18 protein-coding genes and 1 other RNA gene are annotated in these 22797 nt (G+C 30.8%); 9 read left to right on the top strand and 10 right to left on the bottom strand.

Going from position 1 to position 22797, the window contains the following annotated elements; all coding sequences use genetic code 11:
• Positions 1–46: 46 nt before the first annotated feature.
• The 3 genes from ES044_RS06210 to ruvX form a co-directional block, all read right to left on the bottom strand.
• Positions 47–472, bottom strand: a complete 426-nt coding sequence (locus tag ES044_RS06210; protein WP_147118468.1) for a DUF5606 domain-containing protein — start codon at positions 470–472, stop codon at positions 47–49.
• Between the two features lie 99 nt (positions 473–571).
• Complete coding sequence (gene def, locus ES044_RS06205) at positions 572–1162, bottom strand: peptide deformylase (protein ID WP_147118469.1); 591 nt, start codon at positions 1160–1162, stop codon at positions 572–574.
• Positions 1163–1213: 51 nt separating this feature from the next.
• Complete coding sequence (gene ruvX / locus ES044_RS06200) at positions 1214–1624, bottom strand: Holliday junction resolvase RuvX (RefSeq protein WP_147118470.1); 411 nt, start codon at positions 1622–1624, stop codon at positions 1214–1216.
• Between the two features lie 186 nt (positions 1625–1810).
• Between ruvX and ES044_RS06195 the strand changes: the two genes are divergently transcribed.
• From ES044_RS06195 to ES044_RS06180, 4 genes are all read left to right on the top strand, one after another.
• Positions 1811–2626: a 2,3,4,5-tetrahydropyridine-2,6-dicarboxylate N-succinyltransferase gene (locus ES044_RS06195; RefSeq protein WP_147118471.1), complete on the top strand. Its 816-nt coding sequence runs from the start codon at positions 1811–1813 to the stop codon at positions 2624–2626.
• A gap of 15 nt (positions 2627–2641) precedes the next feature.
• A complete protein-coding gene (locus ES044_RS06190) occupies positions 2642–3394 on the top strand; it encodes a glycosyltransferase family 2 protein (protein WP_147118472.1) in 753 nt (250 codons plus the stop codon).
• Positions 3391–4380, top strand: a complete 990-nt coding sequence (locus tag ES044_RS06185; RefSeq protein ID WP_147118473.1) for a glycosyltransferase family 2 protein — start codon at positions 3391–3393, stop codon at positions 4378–4380. The genes ES044_RS06190 and ES044_RS06185 overlap by 4 nt, the downstream gene beginning before the upstream one ends.
• A 217-nt stretch (positions 4381–4597) precedes the next feature.
• Positions 4598–5599, top strand: a complete 1002-nt coding sequence (locus ES044_RS06180; protein WP_147118506.1) for a Stealth CR1 domain-containing protein — start codon at positions 4598–4600, stop codon at positions 5597–5599.
• 131 nt (positions 5600–5730) lie between these two features.
• Here the strand turns inward: ES044_RS06180 and ES044_RS06175 are convergent, their stop codons facing one another.
• Together ES044_RS06175 and ES044_RS06170 are read right to left on the bottom strand one after the other, a co-directional pair.
• Positions 5731–7752, bottom strand: a complete 2022-nt coding sequence (locus ES044_RS06175) for an LTA synthase family protein (RefSeq protein WP_147118474.1) — start codon at positions 7750–7752, stop codon at positions 5731–5733.
• A gap of 174 nt (positions 7753–7926) precedes the next feature.
• Positions 7927–8730 (bottom strand): alpha-1,2-fucosyltransferase, encoded by an 804-nt coding sequence (locus ES044_RS06170; protein WP_147118475.1) that lies wholly within the window; start codon positions 8728–8730, stop codon positions 7927–7929.
• A gap of 127 nt (positions 8731–8857) precedes the next feature.
• Here ES044_RS06170 and ES044_RS06165 point away from each other — a divergent pair, with 127 nt between their 5' ends.
• The gene (locus ES044_RS06165; RefSeq protein WP_147118476.1) at positions 8858–10270 is read left to right on the top strand and encodes a CCA tRNA nucleotidyltransferase; all 1413 of its coding nucleotides are present in this window, start codon (positions 8858–8860) and stop codon (positions 10268–10270) included.
• Between the two features lie 178 nt (positions 10271–10448).
• The gene (locus ES044_RS06160; RefSeq protein WP_147118477.1) at positions 10449–13901 is read left to right on the top strand and encodes a pyruvate carboxylase; all 3453 of its coding nucleotides are present in this window, start codon (positions 10449–10451) and stop codon (positions 13899–13901) included.
• 407 nt (positions 13902–14308) lie between these two features.
• Here ES044_RS06160 and ES044_RS06155 read toward each other — a convergent pair whose 3' ends face one another.
• From ES044_RS06155 to ES044_RS06140, 4 genes are all read right to left on the bottom strand, one after another.
• The gene (locus ES044_RS06155; RefSeq protein ID WP_147118478.1) at positions 14309–16138 is read right to left on the bottom strand and encodes an ABC transporter ATP-binding protein; all 1830 of its coding nucleotides are present in this window, start codon (positions 16136–16138) and stop codon (positions 14309–14311) included.
• Positions 16138–17853, bottom strand: a complete 1716-nt coding sequence (locus tag ES044_RS06150) for a phospho-sugar mutase (protein WP_147118479.1) — start codon at positions 17851–17853, stop codon at positions 16138–16140. The genes ES044_RS06155 and ES044_RS06150 overlap by 1 nt, the downstream gene beginning before the upstream one ends.
• 40 nt (positions 17854–17893) lie before the next feature.
• Positions 17894–18850, bottom strand: coding sequence for a glycosyltransferase family 2 protein (locus ES044_RS06145; RefSeq protein WP_147118507.1), 957 nt, complete (start codon positions 18848–18850; stop codon positions 17894–17896).
• 75 nt (positions 18851–18925) lie between these two features.
• The gene (locus tag ES044_RS06140; RefSeq protein ID WP_147118480.1) at positions 18926–19447 is read right to left on the bottom strand and encodes a DUF4199 domain-containing protein; all 522 of its coding nucleotides are present in this window, start codon (positions 19445–19447) and stop codon (positions 18926–18928) included.
• Between the two features lie 174 nt (positions 19448–19621).
• On the opposite strand from ES044_RS06140, the gene ffs reads away from it, so the two are divergent.
• Together ffs and ES044_RS06130 are read left to right on the top strand one after the other, a co-directional pair.
• An RNA gene (gene ffs, locus ES044_RS06135) (signal recognition particle sRNA small type) lies at positions 19622–19720 on the top strand.
• A 217-nt stretch (positions 19721–19937) separates the two neighbouring features.
• The gene (locus tag ES044_RS06130; RefSeq protein ID WP_147186944.1) at positions 19938–20741 is read left to right on the top strand and encodes an SDR family oxidoreductase; all 804 of its coding nucleotides are present in this window, start codon (positions 19938–19940) and stop codon (positions 20739–20741) included.
• Here ES044_RS06130 and ES044_RS06125 read toward each other — a convergent pair.
• Positions 20738–21763, bottom strand: a complete 1026-nt coding sequence (locus tag ES044_RS06125) for a hypothetical protein (protein ID WP_147118482.1) — start codon at positions 21761–21763, stop codon at positions 20738–20740. The two genes, ES044_RS06130 and ES044_RS06125, sit on opposite strands and share 4 nt — an antisense overlap.
• A gap of 215 nt (positions 21764–21978) precedes the next feature.
• On the opposite strand from ES044_RS06125, the gene fsa reads away from it, so the two are divergent.
• Complete coding sequence (fsa, locus tag ES044_RS06120; RefSeq protein WP_147118483.1) at positions 21979–22632, top strand: fructose-6-phosphate aldolase; 654 nt, start codon at positions 21979–21981, stop codon at positions 22630–22632.
• The last annotated feature ends 165 nt before the right edge of the window (positions 22633–22797 follow it).

The raw sequence follows: 22797 nt of genomic DNA, 5'->3' as shown, positions 1-22797 counted from the left end.
GTTTATTTTTAGTTTTTACTAAAAACTAAAAACTAAAAGCTAAAAACTAGGATTCACTTTCAGTCTCTTTTTTCGAAGTTTCTGCTATTGCAGCAAAATCCATTCCTGTTGCAACTAAAATATTAAACCACTGAATTACTTTTTTAATGTTAGAGGTATATACTCTTTCATCATCATAATTTGGTAAAACTTCTGTAAAAAATGCCGCTAATTTTTTACCGCTTTCTTTGTGAGAAAGAGCTTCTTTACCTTCCGTTTTTTCAAACATGGCTTTAAAAACATTCAATAACGGAACGTCTTCTTCAAAAGTGTAAATAGCAATGTTTTCTAATAAACTAACATTTTGAGTTGAGTTAATTGCTATTCTTTTTTGATCTGCTAAAGAGGATACAATAATTGCATTTTTAGATTGAGATACTACTTGAAATAAACCAGGCTTACCTGTAACCGAAATAATTTTACTAAATTCCATATATATTTTATATTGTTTGTCTTTTTTAGCGCAGTGGAACATATTTCAGTCCTGAAAAATTATAATTTCTTACTGGCTTTAAATAGACATTGTTTTTTATTATTTACCTTTTTTTAAATTCGGAAAACGCATTCTATAGTCTGCATTTATTTTTCCTTTTGAGATATTTTCTAATTTTTTCTTGATCAATCTTTTTTTGAGTGATGAAAGTTTGTCTGTAAATAAGATGCCTTCTATATGATCATATTCGTGCTGAAAAACTCTAGCCGCTAAACCTTCTAAAACTTCTGTGTGTGTTTTAAAATCTTCATCTTGGTATTCAAATGTAACTTTTGGCTGACGAAATACATCTTGCCGAACATCAGGAATACTTAAACATCCTTCATTAAAAGCCCACTCTTCACCTTCTTCTTCTAAAATTTGTGCGTTGATAAAAACCTTATTGAATGTTTTTAGCGTAGCTCTATCTTCATCATCTAAATCTTCATCTTCTGCAAAAGGAGAGGCATCAATAATAAACAAACGTATTGCTTTGCCAATTTGTGGCGCCGCCAAACCAACGCCAGAGGCATTGTACATGGTTTCTTTCATATTGGTAATGAGCTCTGTTAAGTTTGGGTAATCAGCATCAATTTTCTTGCTTTCTTTTCTTAAAACAGGATCTCCATACGCTACAATTGGTAAAATCATTTTCTCATTTTTGTGGATTGCAAAAGTACAAAGTTTGTAACTTGAACAAAACTATTTACTGTATAAATACGACTGTAATATAATTGTGGCACTAATTTCATCAACCAAAGCCTTGTTTTTACGTTGATTTTTTTTCAGTCCGCCATCAATCATCGTTTGAAAAGCCATTTTAGACGTAAAACGTTCATCAACTCTTTGCAAAGGTATTTGTGGTATTTGCTTTGATAATTTTTTTAAAAAAGGGATAATTAAAGCCTCACTTTCACTATCTGAATTATCCATTTGTTTTGGTTTACCCACTAAAAAAAGTTCTACGCTTTCTTTAGATATATACTCTTTTAAAAACGGCATTAATTCTTCAGTATTTACGGTTGTTAATCCAGAGGCAATAATCTGTAATTGATCTGTTACAGCAATTCCTGTTCTTTTTTTTCCGAAATCGATGGCTAAAATTCTTCCCAAGTGGTTTACTTTTTTTGCAAAAATAAAGTTTAAAATATAATTGAGAAGTATTAATTTGAATTAAATCAATCCGTTAAAAGAAAAGTGATTTTGTATTTTAAACAAGGACAGGTAATATGTTTAAAAAATGTATATTCGCTCTAGATTTTACAGATAAATTTATATTTGCAAAAAGTAAGTTTTAAAATGAAAGATATCAGAGAAATTATAGAGTCAGCTTGGGAAAATCGTGATTTGCTAAAGGAAGAAACTACGATAAACACCATTAGAAAAGTAGTTGATTTATTAGACAAAGGAGAATTAAGAGTTGCAGAGCCAATAGATGGCGGATGGCAAGTGAATGAATGGGTTAAAAAAGCAGTTGTTTTATATTTTCCGATTCAAAAAATGGAAACTTTAGAAGCGGGTATTTTTGAATATCATGATAAAATTCCGTTGAAAAGAAACTTTAAAGAAAGAGGTATTAGAGTGGTGCCAAACGCAGTAGCAAGGCATGGTGCTTATATTGCTCCAGGAACTATATTAATGCCAAGTTATGTAAATATTGGTGCGTATGTAGACGAAGGTACTATGGTAGATACTTGGGCTACAGTTGGTTCTTGTGCGCAAATTGGTAAAAATGTGCATTTATCTGGTGGTGTAGGAATTGGAGGTGTTTTAGAACCTTTACAAGCAGCACCTGTAATTATAGAAGACGGTGCGTTTATTGGTTCTAGATGTATTGTTGTAGAAGGTGTAAGAATAGAAAAAGAAGCAGTTTTAGGAGCAAATGTTGTCTTAACAATGAGTACTAAAATTATAGATGTTACGGGTGATGAGCCTATAGAAATGAAAGGGATTGTACCTGCAAGATCTGTGGTGATTCCTGGAAGCTATCCTAAAAAGTTTGCTGCCGGAGAATACAATGTGCCTTGTGCCTTAATTATCGGAAAAAGAAAAGAAAGTACCAATAAAAAAACTTCTTTAAACGATGCTTTGCGTGAGTATAATGTGGCCGTTTAAGAGCTAAAAAAAGCTATGACTAAAATTACCGCAATTATACCTACGCTGAATGAAGAAATTCATATTGCAGCAGCCATTGAATCCGTCAGTTTTGCGGATGAAATAATTGTAATTGATTCATTTAGTTCAGATAAAACGTTAGAAATAGCAGAAAAATGTAATGTAAAAATCATCAAGCGCAAGTTTGATGATTTTTCTTCACAGAAAAACTTTGCAATTCAGCAAGCAAAATATTCTTGGATTTATATTTTAGATGCCGATGAAAGAGTAACACCAGAGGTTGAAAAAGAAATTTTAGAAGCTGTAAATGAGCCAAAAGGTTGTGTTGGCTTTTATGTAAGAAGAACTTTTTTCTTTTGTGGAAGTCAAATAAATTATGGCGGTTGCCAAAGAGATAAGGTCGTTCGTTTATTTTTAAAGAAAAAGGCCAAATACAAAGGAGTCGTGCATGAAACTATAATTTCTAAAGGTAAATTAGGGTTTTTAAAAAACAAGATAGAACATTATTCTTACAAGAGTTATGACCATTATATTTCTAAAATGAATCATTACGGGGCATTAAGAGGAAAACAATATTTCGAAGAAGGGAAAAAAATAAATTTATTTCATATTTTAATAAAACCTCCTGCAAGGTTTGTAATTCATTATTTTATTCGATTTGGTTTTTTAGATGGACTACCTGGATATGTTTTTGCAAAATCTCAAGCTTATGGGGTATATACAAGGTATATAAAACTTTGGTTGTTGAATAATAGAATTAAAGAATGATTATTGATAAATTAAAAATAGATATTTCAATTGTAATAGTAAATTACAAAAGTTGGAAACATCTTGAAAACTGTTTAGATTCTATAAACTTAAGTGTTTCTAAAGATTTTTCTTTAGAAGTAATTATTGTTGATAATTGTTCGCATGATGATCTATTTGAAGTCTTTAAAAAGAAATTTCCTCAATTAAATTTTATAGAGAATACTGGTAACAATGGTTTTGCAAATGGTTGTAATTTAGGAGCAAAAAACTCAAATGGAGACTTTTTGCTTTTTTTGAATCCAGACACTATTATTTCTGAAACGGCTTTGTTAAAAATATTTAACTATGCAAAAGGAAATAAAAATGTAGGTATTGTGTCATGCAATCAGCGAAACACTAATGGTTCTTACGAAAAAAATACTCGTTTTTTTCCAGACTCAGAAACACTTTTTGGTTCTTTTAGAGCAGTATTTAAAAAGAGATTAAATGCAAAAATACTTAATAAAAACAATGTTCTTTATCCAGATTGGGTTTCAGGAGCAATCGTTTTTATAAGTAAAACTTGGTTTGATAAGGTTAATGGCTGGAATGAAGATTTTTGGATGTATTATGAAGATGTAGACTTATCGAAAAAGGTGTCTAAATTAGGAGCTCAAATTGTTTTATTAACAGACACAGAAATTATTCATAACCATGGAGGCTCATCAAGGTTAAATATAAAAACAGCGAAAATAACGAAGACAGAACTAATAATTTCAAAACATGTTTACATTAAGAATCATTTTAAAGGTTTAAAATATTTTATTCTTCAATTTCTAGTTGTTTTAACAACAGTAATTAGTAAATTAATTTTGGCTTTGCTGGGTGTTTTCTTCTTTTTTGTGCCTAAATTGAGGTTTAACTTTTATTTATGTATTGAGCTTATGACGTATTATCTTTTTGCAATAAAGAATAGAACTTGGTTAAGTAGAAAATCTATGAAGCATCCGAATAAAACTAATTAATTTTTAAAAAAAAGGTGCAGCGTAGAGCAGGTATTGATGTAGTTTCAAATAGAATCTAGATAGTTTCTGCTATATTACAATAAAAAAGAAAAGCATAATTCCTGGACTCCCTGAGTATTTAATTAATTTTTCTTATTAATAAATTATTTTCCATTATTTTCCATAGTTTTTCAAGAATGCATATAATTTAAAGTTGTTAATTTAAAAAATAAACTGAATGTATAATAATGAAAATTTTCCTGTTGATGCTGTTATTACATGGGTAGATAGTACAGATGTTGTTTGGCAAAATAACATAAATAAATATTTAGAAAATAAAGTTGATTGGAATAATAACAAAACAATTAATGCATACCATTCAATCAATGAAATTGAAATTACAATTATATCTATCATTAAAAATGCAAAGTTTATAAGAAATATTTATTTGGTGACAGATAATCAGGAGCCAAAAGATTTTGATAAACTTCAGATTATCGCAAAAGAATCTAATGTGAATTTGGTAATTATCGATCATAAAGTTATTTTTAGAGGATACGAGCATTATTTACCCACGTTTAATGCTATTACCATCGAAACAATGATTTTTAGGATTCCAAATTTAAACGAACATTTCTTGTTTTTTAACGATGATTTTTTTTTAATGAAGGAAACAAAAATTGAAGATTTTTTTGTGGGTGATTTAACCGTTATAAGAGGACGATGGGATTCTTTTTATGAAGATAAAACGATCAGAAAACTTGCTTTAAAGCTTAAATCTATGTTTAAAGAAGTAGATACTAATAAAGCTGGTTATAAATTATGTCAGCAAAATACAGCTAAATTATTAGGGCTTAAAAAATATTTAAGAATAGATCATACCCCAGTTGCTATAAAAAAGTCTACGATTGAAAAGTATTTTAAATCAAATTCTAAATCGTTAGACGATAATGTAAAACATAGATTTAGATATAAAACACAGTTTCTTATCATGTCGTTATCTAATCTTTTAGAGATTAAAAAGAAAACTTTTATCTTAAAGAGTAATTTTAATTTAAGTTATTATCAATCTTACAATTATCTAAAGGTCGTTTTTAAATTATATTTGTTTGATAAGGATGAAACTAAAAAATTTATGTGTTTTCAGATGCTAGTTTTAGCCAATAAGAAGACATTATCATATATTTTAACATGGATAGATAAGAAGTTAGAGACAGACTTTAATAAAACAATGAATTAATACCAGATTTATTTGAAAAGAACTCTAATTCCTTAAAGTTGCCTTTTTATTATGCATTTACATAAAGATACAATGAAACCAAAATATGACAAAATTCAGGGTGCTATGATTTTCTTATCAAGGGGTGAGCTTTACTTTAAATCTTTAACAGGTTTAGCTATTTTTTTATTATTAAAATACAAGTATTTTGTAGAATGATAGTATGCCGATAAAAGGCTGTCCATTTGTTTTGTAATATTGGGTTTATCGAGCCTAATGTCTTTTAGTGTATTTGTTTGTAAACTGTATAAACCTGCTTTTTTAGAGATGTTTGTTTTTACATAATAAAAACTATCTTTTAACACCCCAACAGCTTTTTCTCCTTTTCTTGTGATGTATAAAAAAGCAGTAGTATTTACTGCTGTGCTATCTAATAAATCTCTTCCTAAAGTGTAGTTTGTGTAGTCTATTTTCGCCAAACTTGTAGCTGTTGGGAAAATATCTACCAATTTCGCATATTTATCCAGCTCTTGTGGTTTTATAAATTTTGGTGCATGAATAAAAAACGGAACATGATGTCTTTGTATTCCTAAATCATCTTCATTATTTTTTAAAAAATTTAGTTTTTTCATTCCTCCTCTATGATCCCCAAAAAACACAAAAATAGAATTGTCGTAATAACCAGATTCTTTTGCTCTTTCTAAAAAACGAGCAACATTAAAATCTAAATACCGAATTCCGTTTAATTGTCCTAAAGATCTAAAACCTCCTTTTAGCAAAGTTTCTTCTGTAATTTCATTTTCTAAAATAGGGGTAAAGCTTTCTTTTTTATCAGGCACTGTAAATGGCATATGGTTGGTTGCTGTTTGAATGTAAGCAACAAAAGGTTTTCCTTTTTTATGCAATTTTTTTAATTTTTTGTCAGATTCTTTAAATAAGTCGTAATCATCAATTCCCCAAACATCAGCTCTATTTTCTTCCTCAAAACTTCCTTCTTCATAGATTTTTAAGCCTTTTATATTGGATTGAAAGACCCCTCTTATATTTGCCCAATTGGCAGAGCCGCCTAAAAAATAGAGTTTTTCATATCCTTTAAATTGATCAAAAATAATACGTTGATCAATAATCAAAGGGTTTCTAGAAGCTGTTTTTATATCCTCAATATCTGGCAAGCCAGTAATACTAGAAAAAACGCTACCTGCGGTGCCTGCTTTATGAACATAAAATTTAGAAAAACTTAAGCTTTCTTTAAGAATCGAATCCATTTTTGGAGAACTATTTAATGGATTTCCGTAGAAACTCATTGTCGCTGTTCCTGTAGATTCTAACATTACAAAAACAACATTGGGCTTCTTTTTATAAGGAGCAGTAAAAGTTACTTTTTTTTCAAAATTAATGCTGTCTTTTGGTAAGTTTAGATGTTTGGCAATTACTGGATAATAGGTTTTAAATTTTTCAAGATCTACACCTTCACTTCTAAAAGCAAAACTATCAAAGAAAAATAAAACAGGGTTTAAAGCGAATTGATTTATAGCATTATTTTTAGAGAAAAAAGCTTCACTCCATCGCAAAGGGTAGTGCGTTGTGCTGTTATAAACGCCAAAAGAGAACAAAAGTATGATTAAAGTAAAGAATGCAGCCTTTAGTTTTTTAGTTATTTTTTGATGTGGTTTAGAAAAAAATTGATACACAAAACCAGCGTATTTATAAATGATAAAACATAAAATGACTACTGCGATTAGACCTTTGTAAACGGGGTAACTTTCAATTAAAACTTGTGCAGATATTCTTAAATCGCCTAAAAAACGGAGTGAAGAAGCATCTAAACGGATGCCCAAATACTCATAATATCCAAAATCGAAAAGATAGAACAGCGTTAAAATTAAGTAGGATATAACGAGGTAAATAGTCGCTATTCTTTTATAAATGACACGTTCAAAAAAACGATAATTTGTAATTAAAACGAATATAGTTAAAGGGAAAAAAGTAAGAATAGCTAATTTTAAATCAAAACGAATACCTAATAAAATAGCTTTTTGTATTTCTAGAGAAGAACTATTGTCTAGTTGAGTAAAAAAAAGATAGAAAATTACTCGAAAAAAAACAGTAAAAATAAATATAAAAAAAACATTTGTAAAAATGTATTTTATATAATTCGGGATTTTTTGAAACATATTTTTAATATAGCTTGCAAAGGTACTATTTTTAGAATTATTTTGAATCGAAATCTTGACCAAACATTGTTGAGATTAATGCATTAGGCATCTTCAATTCTTTAAATTGTTTTTCCATAAACTCACGTCTCTCAATACTTTTATCGAGGTTTATATAATAAACTTTGTAAGTAATCATAACTGAATCCAATTAGCACAAGCAACTTCGTTTTCTTTACGAACAAACCATTTTTTTGGAGCAATTACAGTTTTATCTTCATGCTGATTTAACCAAGCGCCCCACCAAGAGAAACTGCTATTTGCCGTAATATTATGTTTGCACAAACTCATTAAATGCATGTCTTCGTGCGGTATTACATTATGTGCTATATAGGTTGTATTTTTAACAATAAGGTTTTTTTGAGCCCAAGAAATATCATCAGAAAAAATAAAGAAATGACTGTCTCTAAATTTATCTTGAATCAATTTTATGGCTCCTTTGTAATACTTTAAATCACAAATTCCGTGCACACTATTCGCTTTTTCATCAGTAATATAATCGCCTCTTCGGATATGCAAAGAGCAGGCGTTTTTTTGAATGGTAATTTCTTTTAGATAATGAAGAGTAGTATTTGAGAGCTCTTTTTTTAGAACAAATTGTTTTAATAAAACAGTTCTAATGGATGCAAAATATTTTTCTGTTTGAAAGTATCCTTTGATATATTCTCTTTGGGGTACTTCTAAAAATTTTTGATCAAAAAGTAAACTTTTTTCTTTTACAGATTTCCGGAATCCTATTTTACATAGAATGTTTGCAATTGGTGTCGTAGTTTCTAAATCAATTTTTAACTGATTTAATTGGTAACCGCCATGCAACTTGTAATTTTTAAATTTTGTAAGATCAATTTTAACGTCGTACCCTTTTTGTTGCAGAGCTTTTGCATAAGCATACTGAAACATTTGATTTCCAAGACCGCCAACAATTCTTACAATAATCATAAAAAGCTATTATTTAAAAAAGATACTTTATTTGTGTAAGCAAAAGTACAAATGTAATTAGAATTTTCTTTTACCAATCACTGTTTAAAAGAGTAGAAAACAATAAATTTGCGTTTTCTTATAAAATATGGACTATAAAGAAGCAATTTCTTCAGAGATTTTTACAATAATATCAGATGCATCAGAACAATTACAGGTTAAAAGCTACGTAATTGGCGGTTTTGTGCGCGATTTTATCTTAAAAAGAGGTACTGCAAAAGATATCGATGTTGTTGCGGTTGGTAGCGGAATAGAATTAGCTTTAAAAGTTTCTAAACTACTGCCAAACAAACCAAAAGTACAAGTTTTTAAAACCTACGGAACGGCAATGTTGCGCTATAAAGACATTGAAATTGAGTTTGTTGGCGCTAGAAAAGAGTCTTATACAGAAGATAGTAGAAATCCTGAAGTTACCGAAGGTACTTTAAAAGACGATCAAAATAGACGAGATTTTACGATTAATGCGTTGGCGTTAAGTTTAAATAAAGAGAGTTTTGGCGAATTATTAGACCCGTTTAACGGCATAGAAGATTTAGAAAATAAGGTTCTCAAAACGCCTTTAAATCCTGATATTACCTATTCTGACGATCCGTTAAGAATGATGCGTGCTATCCGTTTTGCGTCACAATTAAATTTTGAAATTGAATCGCATTCTCTTTTGGCTATTTCTAGGAACTCAGAGCGATTACAAATTATTACAAGAGAACGAATTGTAGATGAATTAAATAAAATTTTATCATGTACAAAGCCATCAATAGGGTTTTTATTATTAGAACAAACAGGTTTATTACCACAAATTTTGCCTGAAATTATTGCTTTAAAAGGAGTAGAAGAGGTGGAAGGTCAGAAACATAAAGACAATTTTTATCACACACTAGAAGTAGTCGATAATATTGCCGAATATACCGAGGATGTTTGGTTACGTTGGGCGGCTTTACTACATGATATCGGAAAAGCACCAACAAAGAAATTTAGTAAAAAAGTAGGTTGGACGTTTCATGGACACGAATTTGTTGGGTCTAAAATGGTTTATAAGTTATTTAAAAGGTTAAAAATGCCTTTAAATAATAAAATGAAATTTGTGCAGAAAATGGTCTTGTTAAGTTCACGACCAATTGTGTTGGCTTCAGAGGTAACAGATGCTGCCATAAGACGTTTGGTTTTTGATGCTGGTGATGATATTAATTCTTTAATGACCCTGTGCGAAGCAGATATAACTACAAAAAACCCGAAGAAATTTAAACGCTACCATGAAAATTTTGATGTAGTTCGTTTTAAGATTAAAGAAGTAGAAGCGCGTGATAAGGTTAGAAATTTTCAACCACCAATTACTGGCGAAGAAATTATGAAAGCTTTTCATTTAAAGCCTTGTAGAGAAATTGGTCAAATAAAAGAAGCAATTAAGGAGGCTATTTTAGATGGTGAAATTCCGAATGAACACAAAGCTTCTTATGATTTTATGATCAAAAAAGGGCATACTTTGGGTTTGCAACAAGGCTAACAATTCTAGCTACTGATTGCACTTTATGTGTATAAAAGTAGTTTTTTGTGAGATTAATTTTACGAATAGGTTAAAACCTGTTTTATTTTTAAATATTTTTTAAGAAAAACGTTATTTTTTTTTATTTCTTGAATTCTCTATTGTATCTTTAAGAGATATAATAGTAATCATCCAAGAAATGAAAATTAAAAAGGTACTCGTAGCCAATAGAGGCGAAATTGCAATTAGAATATTTAGAGCTTGTACAGAAATTAATATAAAAACGGTCGGAATTTACACTTTTGAAGATCGATATTCTTTGCACAGATATAAAGCTGATGAATCGTATCAAATTGGCGAAGACAATCAACCTTTAAAACCTTATTTAAATATTGACGCTATTATTAAGGTAGCCTTAGAGAATGATGTAGATGCCATTCACCCAGGTTATGGTTTTCTCTCTGAAAATGCAGATTTTGCTCAAAAATGTGAAGAAAATAACATTGTTTTTGTGGGCCCAAAAGTATCGGTTTTAAAATCTTTGGGTGATAAAATTACTGCAAAAAAAGTAGCAATTGCAAATGATATTCCGATTATTGAAAGCAATATAAATCCATTAGAAAGTATTGAGATTGCTTTAGAAGAAGCAAAAAACATAGGTTATCCGTTAATGTTAAAAGCAGCTTCTGGTGGCGGCGGACGTGGAATGCGTGTGATTAGAAATGAAGAAGAATTAAAGAAAGCTTTTAATGAAAGTAAAAGAGAAGCTTTAAACGCTTTTGGAGACGATACTGTTTTTTTAGAAAAGTTTGTAGAAAACCCGAAACATATAGAAATACAAATTGTTGCCGATAATTTTGGAAATACAGTTCATTTATATGAACGAGATTGTTCTGTTCAAAGACGATATCAAAAAGTAATTGAATTTGCGCCCTCTTTTGGACTGAAAAAAGAAATTAAAAATGATTTATACGGCTATGCAATCAAAATTTGTAAAGCCGTAAATTATAATAATATTGGTACTGTAGAGTTTTTGGTTGATGATGATGGGTCTATTTATTTTATCGAAGTAAATCCTAGAATTCAAGTAGAGCATACGGTTACAGAGGTTGTTACGAATATCGATTTGGTAAAAACACAATTATTTATCGCTGGTGGTTATGCATTAGATAGTCAGCAAATAAAAATACCAAATCAAAAAGCCATAAAAGTTACGGGATATGCGTTGCAGTGCAGAATAACTACAGAAGACCCACAGAACGATTTTAAGCCAGATTTTGGTACTATTTCTACGTACAGAAGTGCCTCTGGTTTTGGCATACGTTTAGATGCAGGAAGTGTTTATCAAGGAGTTACTATTTCGCCATTCTTTGATTCTATGTTGGTGAAAGTTACCGCAAATAGTAGAACTTTAGATGGCGCGATTAGAAAAGTTAGAAGAGCTTTAAGTGAATTTAGAATTAGAGGTGTAAAGACCAATATGTCTTTTTTACAGAATATCTTATTGCATGAAACTTTTAGAAAAGGAGAAATTACCGTCAATTTTATCAAAGCTACTCCAGATTTATTTATTTTTAAAGCACCTCGAAACAGAGCGAATAAAATAGTTTCTTATTTGGGCGATATTACTGTAAATGGAAATCCAGATGTAAAAAAAGTAGATAAATCAAAAGTTTTTGTAAAACCCGAAGTACCTAAATTTGATGCAACTGCGGCATACCCAAAAGGAACAAAAGATTTGTTGACAGAATTGGGCCCAGAGAAATTCTCTACTTGGTTAAAAAATGAGAAGAAAGTGCATTTTACAGATACCACAATGCGCGATGCACATCAGAGTTTATTGGCGACTAGAATGCGAACTTTTGATATGCTAAAAGTAGCCGAAGGATATGCCAAACAACATCCAGAAATTTTTAGTATGGAAGTTTGGGGTGGTGCCACGTTTGATGTTTGTTTGCGTTATTTGCAAGAAAACCCTTGGGAACGTTTGCAATTATTAAGAGCAAAAATGCCAAATGTTTTATTACAAATGTTAATTAGAGGTTCTAATGGCGTTGGTTACACAGCATACGCAGATAATTTAATAGGGAAGTTTGTAGAAGAATCTTGGGAAAACGGTGTAGATGTTTTTAGAGTTTTTGATTCTTTAAATTGGATGAAATCAATAGCGCCCTGTATAGAGCATGTAAGAACAAAAACAAAAGGTTTGGCAGAAGGTTCTATCTGTTATACAGGCGATATTTTAGATGTTAAAAACACCAAATATAATTTAAAATATTACATCAATTTAGCAAAAGAAATCGAAAATTCTGGGGCGCATATTTTAGGAATTAAAGATATGGCAGGTTTGCTAAAGCCTTATGCAGCATCAGAATTGATTACGGCTTTAAAATCAGAAATTAATATTCCGTTGCATTTGCATACACATGATACATCTTCGATACAATCTGCAACGTACTTAAAGGCAATTGAAGCTGGTGTAGACGTGGTTGATGTTGCTTTAAGCGGACTTTCTGGTTTAACATCACAACCGAACTTTAATTCGATTGTAGAAATGATGAAGTTTCATGAGAGAGAAAACCCTATCAACACAACTTCTTTAAATGAATATTCTAATTATTGGGAAGCTGTGAGAGAATATTATTATCCATTTGAATCAGGTTTAAAAGCCGGTTCTAGTGAAGTATATCAGCATGAAATTCCTGGAGGGCAATATTCAAATTTAAAACCACAAGCGCAATCTTTGGGTTTAGAAAGTCGTTTTCATGAGATTACAAAAATGTATGGAGAAGTAAATACGCTGTTCGGTAATATTGTAAAAGTAACACCAAGTTCTAAAGTTGTGGGCGATATGGCGCAATTTTTAGTGAGTAATAATTTAACCATTAACGATGTTTTAGAAAAAGGAGAAACGATTTCTTTTCCGCAATCTGTGGTTAGTTTTTTCAAAGGCGATTTAGGGCAACCTGTGGGCGGATTCCCAGAGAAGCTACAAAAACTTATTTTAAAAGACCAACAACCCTTTACAGAAAGGCCTAATGCTCATATACCGCCAGTAGATTTTGAAAAAGAATATGCAGAATTTAGAAGAATATTTGAAAACGATTTGGGCAGAAGTATCGATTTTACTGACTTTCTATCGTATAAATTGTACCCAAAAGTATTTACAGATGCTTATAATAATCATTTAAAATATGATAATTTAACCAACCTGCCAACGAAAAACTTCTTTTATGGTATGGACAGAGGCGAAGAAATTACGGTAGAATTAGATCGGGGAAAAACTCTGCTGATTACATTAGATTCTATAGGGCAGGCAAATTCAGAAGGAATGGTGGCCGTCTATTTTAGAGTAAATGGTCAGGGAAGAACGGTACAGGTTCAAGACAGATCTATAAAAGTTGAAACGATTACAAATGTAAAAGTTGATAAGAGTAATGCCAATCAAATAGGGGCGCCTTTGCAAGGATTATTATCTACAATTTTGGTTAAAACAGGAGAAACAGTTGCTAAAAATCAACCTTTATTTATTATTGAAGCGATGAAAATGGAAACAACAATTACAGCCAATGAAAATGCTATGATTAAAAAAATTGTTTTAAAAGAAGGAGCAATGGTGCATTCTGATGATTTGGTGATTGAATTAAAATAAAGACAATTTAATTTTATAATTACTTTTAAAAGCTTTAAGTATTGTTCGGATAAAAACCAAAACAATATTTAGGGCTTTTAGGATTTTTTGATAAAAACGAAGAAAATTTAACGAATTGCAAGCGATTAGAAATAAATAACAGGACTTTATGTGTTTAAAACATTAATGTCTGATTAAAAAGAGTGGTAGTTAACAAAGTACTCTATAATAAAGGGATTACACTTGTTTTTTCAGAATTACACTTTGTTTTTAGAATTAATTTTGAATTTAAAATTTCACACTTTTTTTTAGTTGACTTTAAGTTAGTTATAGTCTAGTCGGTCTAGTCTAGTTTTGGTTCTCGGCTCTAAAAGCGAAGCGCTCTTGTTTCTTTTATCGGACAACCATGTTTTTAAAATAAATAAGAATTAACTTAAAGATTGCATAGAAACCAACTTAAAATATTCGCCTTTTTTAGCAAGTAATTCTTCATGTTTGCCTTGTTCTACAATCTTTCCTTTTTTCATTACAACGATTTTATCTGCTTTTTGAATGGTAGATAACCTATGGGCAATGACTAAAGAAGTTCTGCTTTGCATCATTTTTTCTAGAGCTATTTGCACCAATTGTTCTGATTCTGTGTCTAAAGCAGAGGTTGCTTCGTCTAAAATCATGATTGGTGGGTTTTTTAAAACAGCTCTTGCAATCGATAAACGTTGTTTTTGTCCGCCAGAGAGCGTGTTGCCACTATCGCCAATATTTGTCTGATATTTTTGAGGTAAATTCTGAATAAAATCGTCTGCATTTGCAATTTTAGCAGCTTCTAAAATTGCTTCATCTGTAGCATCTTGTGCTCCTAACTTAATATTATTGGCTATTGTATCATTAAATAAAATTGAATCTTGAGAAACAATGCCCATTAAATCTCTTAAAGATTTTTTTGTAACATCTTTAATATCATAATCATCAATAATAACATTCCCTTTATTAACATCGTAAAAACGCGTAATTAAATTTGCCAAAGTAGATTTGCCACTTCCAGATTGTCCAACCAAAGCAACCGTTTCACCTTTATGAATCGTTAAAGAAAAATCTTTTAAAACATATTCATCTTTATATTTAAACGAGATATTTTTAAATTCAATTATATTTTTAAAACCTTCTTTAACAATAGCATTTGGTTTGTCTTTAATACTATTTTCTGTGTTTAAAATTTGCATGATGCGTTCTGCAGAAGCTTCACCTTTTTGAATATTGTAAAACGTGGTAGTTATTAATTTGATAGGATTTAAAACCGTATAGAATAATAAAATATAGCCTAAAAACTTGCTTGAATCTAATGTGCTCGTTTCATTTAAAACATCTGTTCCGCCATACCAAAGTATCGCAATAATGGTTGCCGACCCTAAAAATTCACTCATCGGTGAAGCCAATGTTTGTCTATGAAAAACACTCGTCATTAATTTTCTGAAATTTTGTGTAGAATTATTAAATTTTGTCGCAATGACACTTTCCGCATTAAATCCTTTAATAATTCTTAAACCCGTTAACGTTTCTTCTATAAATGACAAAAAATTACCGGTTTCTTTTTGTGCCTTTGCAGAGTTTGCTTTTAACTTTTTACTAATCGATGAAATTATAAAACCAGAAACTGGCAGCAAAATAAACACAAAGAGTGTTAATTCTACACTTATATAAAGCATAATAGAAATAGAAATAATAACCGTAAGAGGCTCTCTAACCAACGCTTCTATAGAGGTTAAAATAGAGTTTTCTACTTCTTTTACATCAGAAGTCATCCTTGCAATGATATCTCCTTTTCTTTTTTCTGAAAAGTACGCAATGGGCAATTCTACAATTTTAAGATATAGTTGATCTCGTAAATCTTTTACAATTCCTGTTCTTAAAAAAGTGATTACATAAGAGGCTAAATATCTAAATAAGTTTTTAAAAAAGAATAAAGATAACGATAACAAACAGATGAATAGCAAGACGCTAATTTCACCATCGTTTATAATTTTTTCAGAAATAAAATAGTTAAAATTATTTTCTAAATAGCCACCAAGATCCCCTAAACCTTTATAGATTGGTTTATTTATTACTTCTTTTTCTGTGCTAAATAGAATTCTTAAAACAGGAATAAAAGCTAAAACAGAAAGCACATTAAAAATTGCATACAGTATATTAAATAGAATATTTAGAACTGTAAATTTTCGATACTTCTTTTCATATTTTAAAATGTCTTTGAAATAACTCATTAATTCAATTTCATCTCTATTATAATACGCTGAATTTTGGCATCTAATTTGGCTTCTACATTTTTAGCATTTTCTTTGCTGTCTAAAGGCGTATTTACACTAAAGTAAAACTTAATTTTTGGCTCTGTTCCGCTTGGTCTTGCCGCAATCCTTGTTCCTGATGCCGTTTGATAAATTAATACATTAGATTTTGGTAAATCTATTTTTGTAACAACGCCAGTAATTAAATTTTTGCTCGTAGATGCTTCGTAATCAGAGAGTGTTTCAATTTTTTCACCATCGAGCTCTAAAATAGGATTGTTACGCATATCGCTTAACATCTGCTTAATTTCTGCAGCGCCATCCATTCCTTTTTTAGTGATCGAAATTAAATGTTCTTTATAAAATTTATTTTTGATGTAGATGTTTAGCAATTCGTGGTAAAAAGAGCTACCGTTTTGTTTTGCTATAGCAGCTACTTCGCAGGCTAATAAAGTAGCTGTAACAGCATCTTTATCTCTAACAAAGTCACCAACCATATAGCCAAAACTTTCTTCGCCACCGCCAATAAAATCTTGCTCAGGAAAATCTCTCACCATTTTAGCAATCCATTTAAAACCCGTTAAACCAACTTTGGTCTCAACATTATAGCTTGTAGCCACATCATTTACCAATTCTGTAGAAACGATGGTAGAACCAACAAACTGTTTTCCATTTAGTTTCTGCTCGTCTTTCCATTTTTTTAATAGAAATTCAGTCATGATCACCATGGTTTGGTTGCCATTCATCAATTTGATGTTTCCATCAGCATCTCTAACGGCAACTCCTAAACGATCACAATCAGGATCTGTACCAATTACAATATCAGCTCCAATTTTATCTGCTAAATTTGTTGCCATTGCTAAAGCCTCTGGCTCTTCTGGATTTGGAGATTTTACCGTAGGAAAATCGCCATTCGGCTCTCTTTGTTCTTCTACAATATGCACATCTGTATACCCAGCTTTTGCTAAAGCATCTGGCACAGAAACAATAGAGGTTCCGTGCAAAGAAGTAAAGACAATTTTTAAATTTTTTCTATCAATTTTTTCTGATAAAGAACCATTTATGACAGAAGCGTCAATAAAAGCGTCATCAACATCTTTACCAATAGTTTCAATTAAAGCTTCATTTGCCTGAAACTTAATTTCAGAAAAATCTAACGCGTTTACGTTGCCAATAATTCCACCATCATGTGGAGGAACTATTTGACCACCATCTGCCCAATAGACTTTATAGCCATTATATTCTGGCGGATTGTGAGAAGCAGTTAATACAATACCGGCATCACAATTTAAATGACGAACGGCGAAAGATAATTCTGGCGTTGCACGCAAATCTTCGAATAAGAAAACTTTAATATTATTTGCCGAAAAAACATCGGCAACTAGTTTTGCAAACTTTTTACTGTTATGTCTACAATCAAAAGCAATTACAACTTTTAATTGTGATGATTTTACATGATCAATTAAGTAATTAGACAAACCTTGTGTTGCTCTTCCTAAAGTATATTTGTTAATTCTATTGGTTCCTGCACCCATAATACCGCGCATTCCGCCAGTACCAAATTCCATGTCTTTATAGAATCTGTCTGCTAAATCATCAGGATTGTTAGTGAGTAAATCTTGAATTTCTGCTTGAGTTTCAGCGTCAAAAGTAGGAGTAAGCCATTTTTTTGCTTTGTCTAAAATGCCATTCATTAGTTTGTGAATTTAGTTAATTGTGCTACAAATATAAAGGTTAAAAACTTATTTTTTCTTTGATTTTGTAGTGTTTTTCTTCACCTTTATTTTTAATGATCAGTTCTCCAATAAAACCCGCTAGAAAAAGCAGTGTTCCTATAATCATCGACGTTAAAGCGATGTAAAACCAAGGATTATCGGTTACTAAAATTGTCTTAATGTCATGATACAATTTATAAAGTTTGTAGACGCCAATATAAAATGCAGTAGAGGTTCCGAATAAAAACATAAAAGTACCCCAAAGACCAAAAAAGTGCATGGGTCTTTTGCCAAATTTAGATAAAAATGAGATCGTAATTAAGTCTAAAAAACCGTTTACAAAACGTTCCATACCAAATTTTGTTTCGCCATATTTTCTGGCTTGATGTTGCACTACTTTCTCGCCGATTTTTGTAAAACCTTCATTTTTGGCGAGTACAGGAATATAACGATGCATTTCTCCGCTGACCTTAACGGTCTTAATAACTTCGTTTTTGTACGCTTTTAAGCCACAATTAAAGTCATTTAACTTTAATCCAGAAGTCTTTCTTGCTGCTGCATTAAATAATTTAGACGGAATATTTTTGGTTATTAAATTGTCATATCGTTTCTTTTTCCAACCAGAAATCAAGTCGAAATTTTGTTCAATAATCAAAGTATATAATTCAGGAATTTCTTCTGGATTATCTTGTAAATCGGCATCCATGGTAATGACAACTTTACCGCTTGCTAATTCAAAACCTGCATCTAATGCTTGACTTTTACCAAAGTTTTTTTGAAAGCGAATGCCTTTAACTGATTTGTTTTTAGTTGATAGTTTTTCGATAACCTGCCAAGAAGTGTCTGTGCTGCCATCATCAATAAAAATAATTTCATATACATAACGATTGGATTGCATAACTTTTGCAATCCAATCGTGTAATTCTTGTAAAGATTCTTCTTCGTTAAGAAGTGGTATGACTACCGAAATATCCATAGTGTGCATTCAAAATTTGTAAATCAATATTCAAAGTTACTATTTTAAACACACTTTGAATTGTAAACTTTAAATTTAGTAAGAATCTTCTTCTGTTTTTTTTACAACCGCAGCAGTAATTAAAGAAGTAATTCCCCCTAAAAATAAGTTCCAAACCAAAATACCGCCAAATAGACTTAAGTAAAAATTGTCTTCAGAGTTTTTAGTAGCTTCTTCAATCTGACCTTCCGTCATACCAAAAGAATCTGCGAACATTACCTTCTGCGCTTCCATAGTATTGGCCATAAAATCTGGTTCAATAACCGTTGAAAGTAAAAAATAATAGGCAATAATAAGGATTGTACCAATTAAAGTAAGACCAACTCCTATTTTTACAGCTTCTCCAAAACCTATTAATCCTTTATTGGTAGCTTTAAAATTTTTAATTCCTAAAATAACAAAGACAATGACTATTAAAACACCTAAAATTCCTGAATAGAATTCAGTAACATATAAGTTTCCGGTCGCGTATTTAACGAGTCCGGTTAAAATTGTAATTAGACCTAAATATAAGCCGTAATTTAGGATGATACTTTTACTACTTGCTTGGTTTTCCATTTTGTTTTTAAAATTTAGTTAGTGTTACAAATATATTCATTTCATTTTGAAAGTACTTTTTATATTTGATTAGAATACTACCAAAACATCTTATTAGTATTCAACACTTTAAAAATGTTACATAAATTTTAGTTTTTTTCGTTGCTAAATTAAAAATAGATTGTAAATTTGCCTCGGCAAGTCCTACACAACTAGCTCCCTTTGAATCCTCCAGGGCGGGAACGCAGCAAAGGTATTAGGTTGTAGCGGTGTGATGTAGGTAGCTTGCCATTTTTTTTACTCCAAACTTTTTTAGGTCTTTTCATTTTACTTTTAGCATCGTTTTAAGGTTTCTCCAATTTTTATTTTTTAGCTTATCAGAATTAATTTCGTTTCAAGGATTAATAGAATTACTTTTTCAATTTTTAGATTCCTAAATTTACTTTTTAGATATTTGTCTTTCTTTAGAGTTTTAATGGAAAAACTTTAAAGCTAACCATGTAAACATTTTATGTCTAAAGTTATATTAGTTACAGGCGCATCATCTGGAATAGGAAAAGCAATTGCTACTTTTCTACAAGCAAAAGGGTATCGGGTGTTCGGAACCAGCAGAAACCCTAAAAATGTTGAAGATTTTTCTTTTGAAATAGTTGCTTTAAATGTTTTAAAAGTGCCAACTATTGAGCAGGCGGTTGCTTACATCATACAAAAAGAAGGCAAGTTAGATGTTTTAGTGAATAATGCAGGAATGGGAATTACAGGTCCTATAGAAGATACACCAACTGATGAAATGCGTAAAGTATTTGACACAAATTTATTTGGTGCAATTGATGTTATGAAAGCTGTTTTACCACAAATGAGAAAACAAAAATCGGGTACAATTATCAATGTAACTTCTATTGCAGGGTATATGGGGCTGCCGTTTAGAGGTTTGTACTCTGCTTCTAAAGGAGCTTTAGAATTGGTAACTGAATCGATAAGTATGGAGGTTAAAGGCTTCGGAATTAATGTTGTAAATGTAGCTCCAGGAGATTTTGCAACCAATATTGCAGCGGGTAGATATCATACGCCCGTTTTTAAAGAATCTGCTTATAAAGAAACGTATGAAGCTAATTTAAAGTTGATGAATGCGCATGTTCAAGGTGGCATGAATCCGATAGAAATGGCAAAAACAGTGCACAAAATTATAGAGACTAATAGCCCGAAAATACATTATAAAGTTGGTGGCTTTATGGAGAAATTTTCTATTGTTTTAAAAAGAATTTTACCAGATACACTCTATCAAAAATTATTGATGAATCATTACAAACTTTAATCTACGCTAATCGGTTCATCAGCAATAGTATTTAAATAGGTATCTAAAACTTCTGCAGTACAATTTGCAACGCTAAATGTAAAGTGTATCCAACCATAATACTCTTTATTATCAAGACCCATTTTTATAATATAATAATCATCCTTTTCATTTTCTAAATAGTCTTTATAGGTTAAATTATTATTTAAAAAATAGTTGAAATTCTGATAAGGCGCATCAAATTCATAAAAAACATCCAACGCATTTTTTACATCATTAAAATATTGTCTTGTATTTTTTGATGTAAACGGAGGTTCAAAAAGCACAGAATAAGGACCTTGGTTTTTTCTAGGAGATAAAATTTCATTCTCATCTTCATTGGTAGAAATCAGTTTTATGGTATATTGTTTAAATTTTGGTGTGTTTCCGATATCCCTAACCGTTTCAGGTATTATTTTAAAATCAATAATTCCGTCTGAATTGATATCTAAATTAATCGGTAATTGCGCACCAAAACAAGTATCAAAAAGTAAATAATTGGTGTTTTCTATTTCTAAATTTTCTTCTGTAAAGGTTACCCAAAACTTTCGGCTATACACTCTTTTGTCATGCGGATCTTTATAAATTACGTATCCCGTAAATTTTTCATCAACTTCCCATTCTTTTGTGTAAAATTCTAAAACATTTATTTCTGTGATGGCAGAAACATCTACTTGGTTACCGTCGTAAAATTTAAATGCACGTTTTATCTTTAAGCAACTATCTACTTTATCAAAAATAAATGTAAAAGTTTCAGATTCGCTCCCAATAGGTTTTGTAAAGCTTATTTTTACAGTTGTTTCATTATAAGTGCCCTCCCAAATTACAGGCTTTGTAGCATGTTGAATTACAATAGCATCCTCTTTAGTAATACGAACATCGGTATTAGTGCAATTTATAAGAACGTCAGGTTCTTCTTCTATAATTTCAGTACCTGTTTTTGATGAACACGTAAAAAGCAAGAGTAAGCTTAAAAAAAATAGTAGGTATCTTAAATGAATCACTTTATATTATTTTTTACAAAAATAAAACTTTATTTTTAAGGTACTTATAGAAGGTTTAGAAACCTTTCCGTGTTTTTAAAGAAAACAAAAGCAGCGCTATCAATTTTATTTTTTAAGAATTTTATGTAACAGCGTATTTAAAACTTGTAGTTAATATGGTAAAGATTAAGAAGCAATCTTGTTATCTTTGTACAAATTAATTATAACCTTAAGAGATGAAATTTTTTATAGATACTGCAAATTTAGAGCAAATAAAAGAAGCCCAAGCTTTGGGTATTTTAGATGGTGTTACTACAAACCCATCTTTAATGGCGAAAGAAGGAATTACCGGACAAGCTAATATTATAGACCATTATAAAGAGATTTGTAATTTGGTAGATGGCGATGTTTCTGCGGAAGTAATTGCAACAGATTTTGACGGAATGGTGAGAGAGGGTGAAGCCTTGGCTGCTTTAAATCCGCAAATTGTGGTAAAATTACCGATGATAAAAGACGGAATTAAAGCCTGTAAATATTTTTCATCTAAAGGAATTAAAACAAACGTAACCTTGGTTTTTTCTGCAGGTCAAGCATTATTGGCAGCAAAAGCAGGTGCAACCTATGTTTCTCCTTTTATTGGGCGTTTAGATGATATTTCTACAGATGGTTTAAATTTGATTTCAGAAATTCGTTTAATCTATGATAATTATGGATACAAAACTCAAATTTTAGCAGCTTCTGTGCGCCATACAATGCATATTATAGATTGTGCAAAATTAGGATCTGACGTAATGACTGGACCATTAAGCGCTATTGAAGGCTTGTTAAAGCATCCTTTAACAGACATCGGTTTGGCTAAATTTTTAGCAGATTATAAAAAAGGGAATTAAATAGTTTTTAGTCTTTAGTTGTGGGTTTTAGTGCTTATTTTAAAGATAATAATAATTAGAAACTATTTTCTGCTTTGGTTATTCGCTTCTCACCCGAAAGCGTGAGAGCTCAAACAATGAGCCTGTCTAGAGATTGTCGAAAGGCTCAATTAGGGCTAAATTTGT

The sequence above is a fragment of the Polaribacter sp. IC066 genome, assembly GCF_007997085.1.
GTDB lineage: Bacteria > Bacteroidota > Bacteroidia > Flavobacteriales > Flavobacteriaceae > Polaribacter.
The sequence above is the reverse complement of the archived record's forward strand: the minus strand, read 5'-3'. Positions and strand labels throughout refer to the sequence as shown.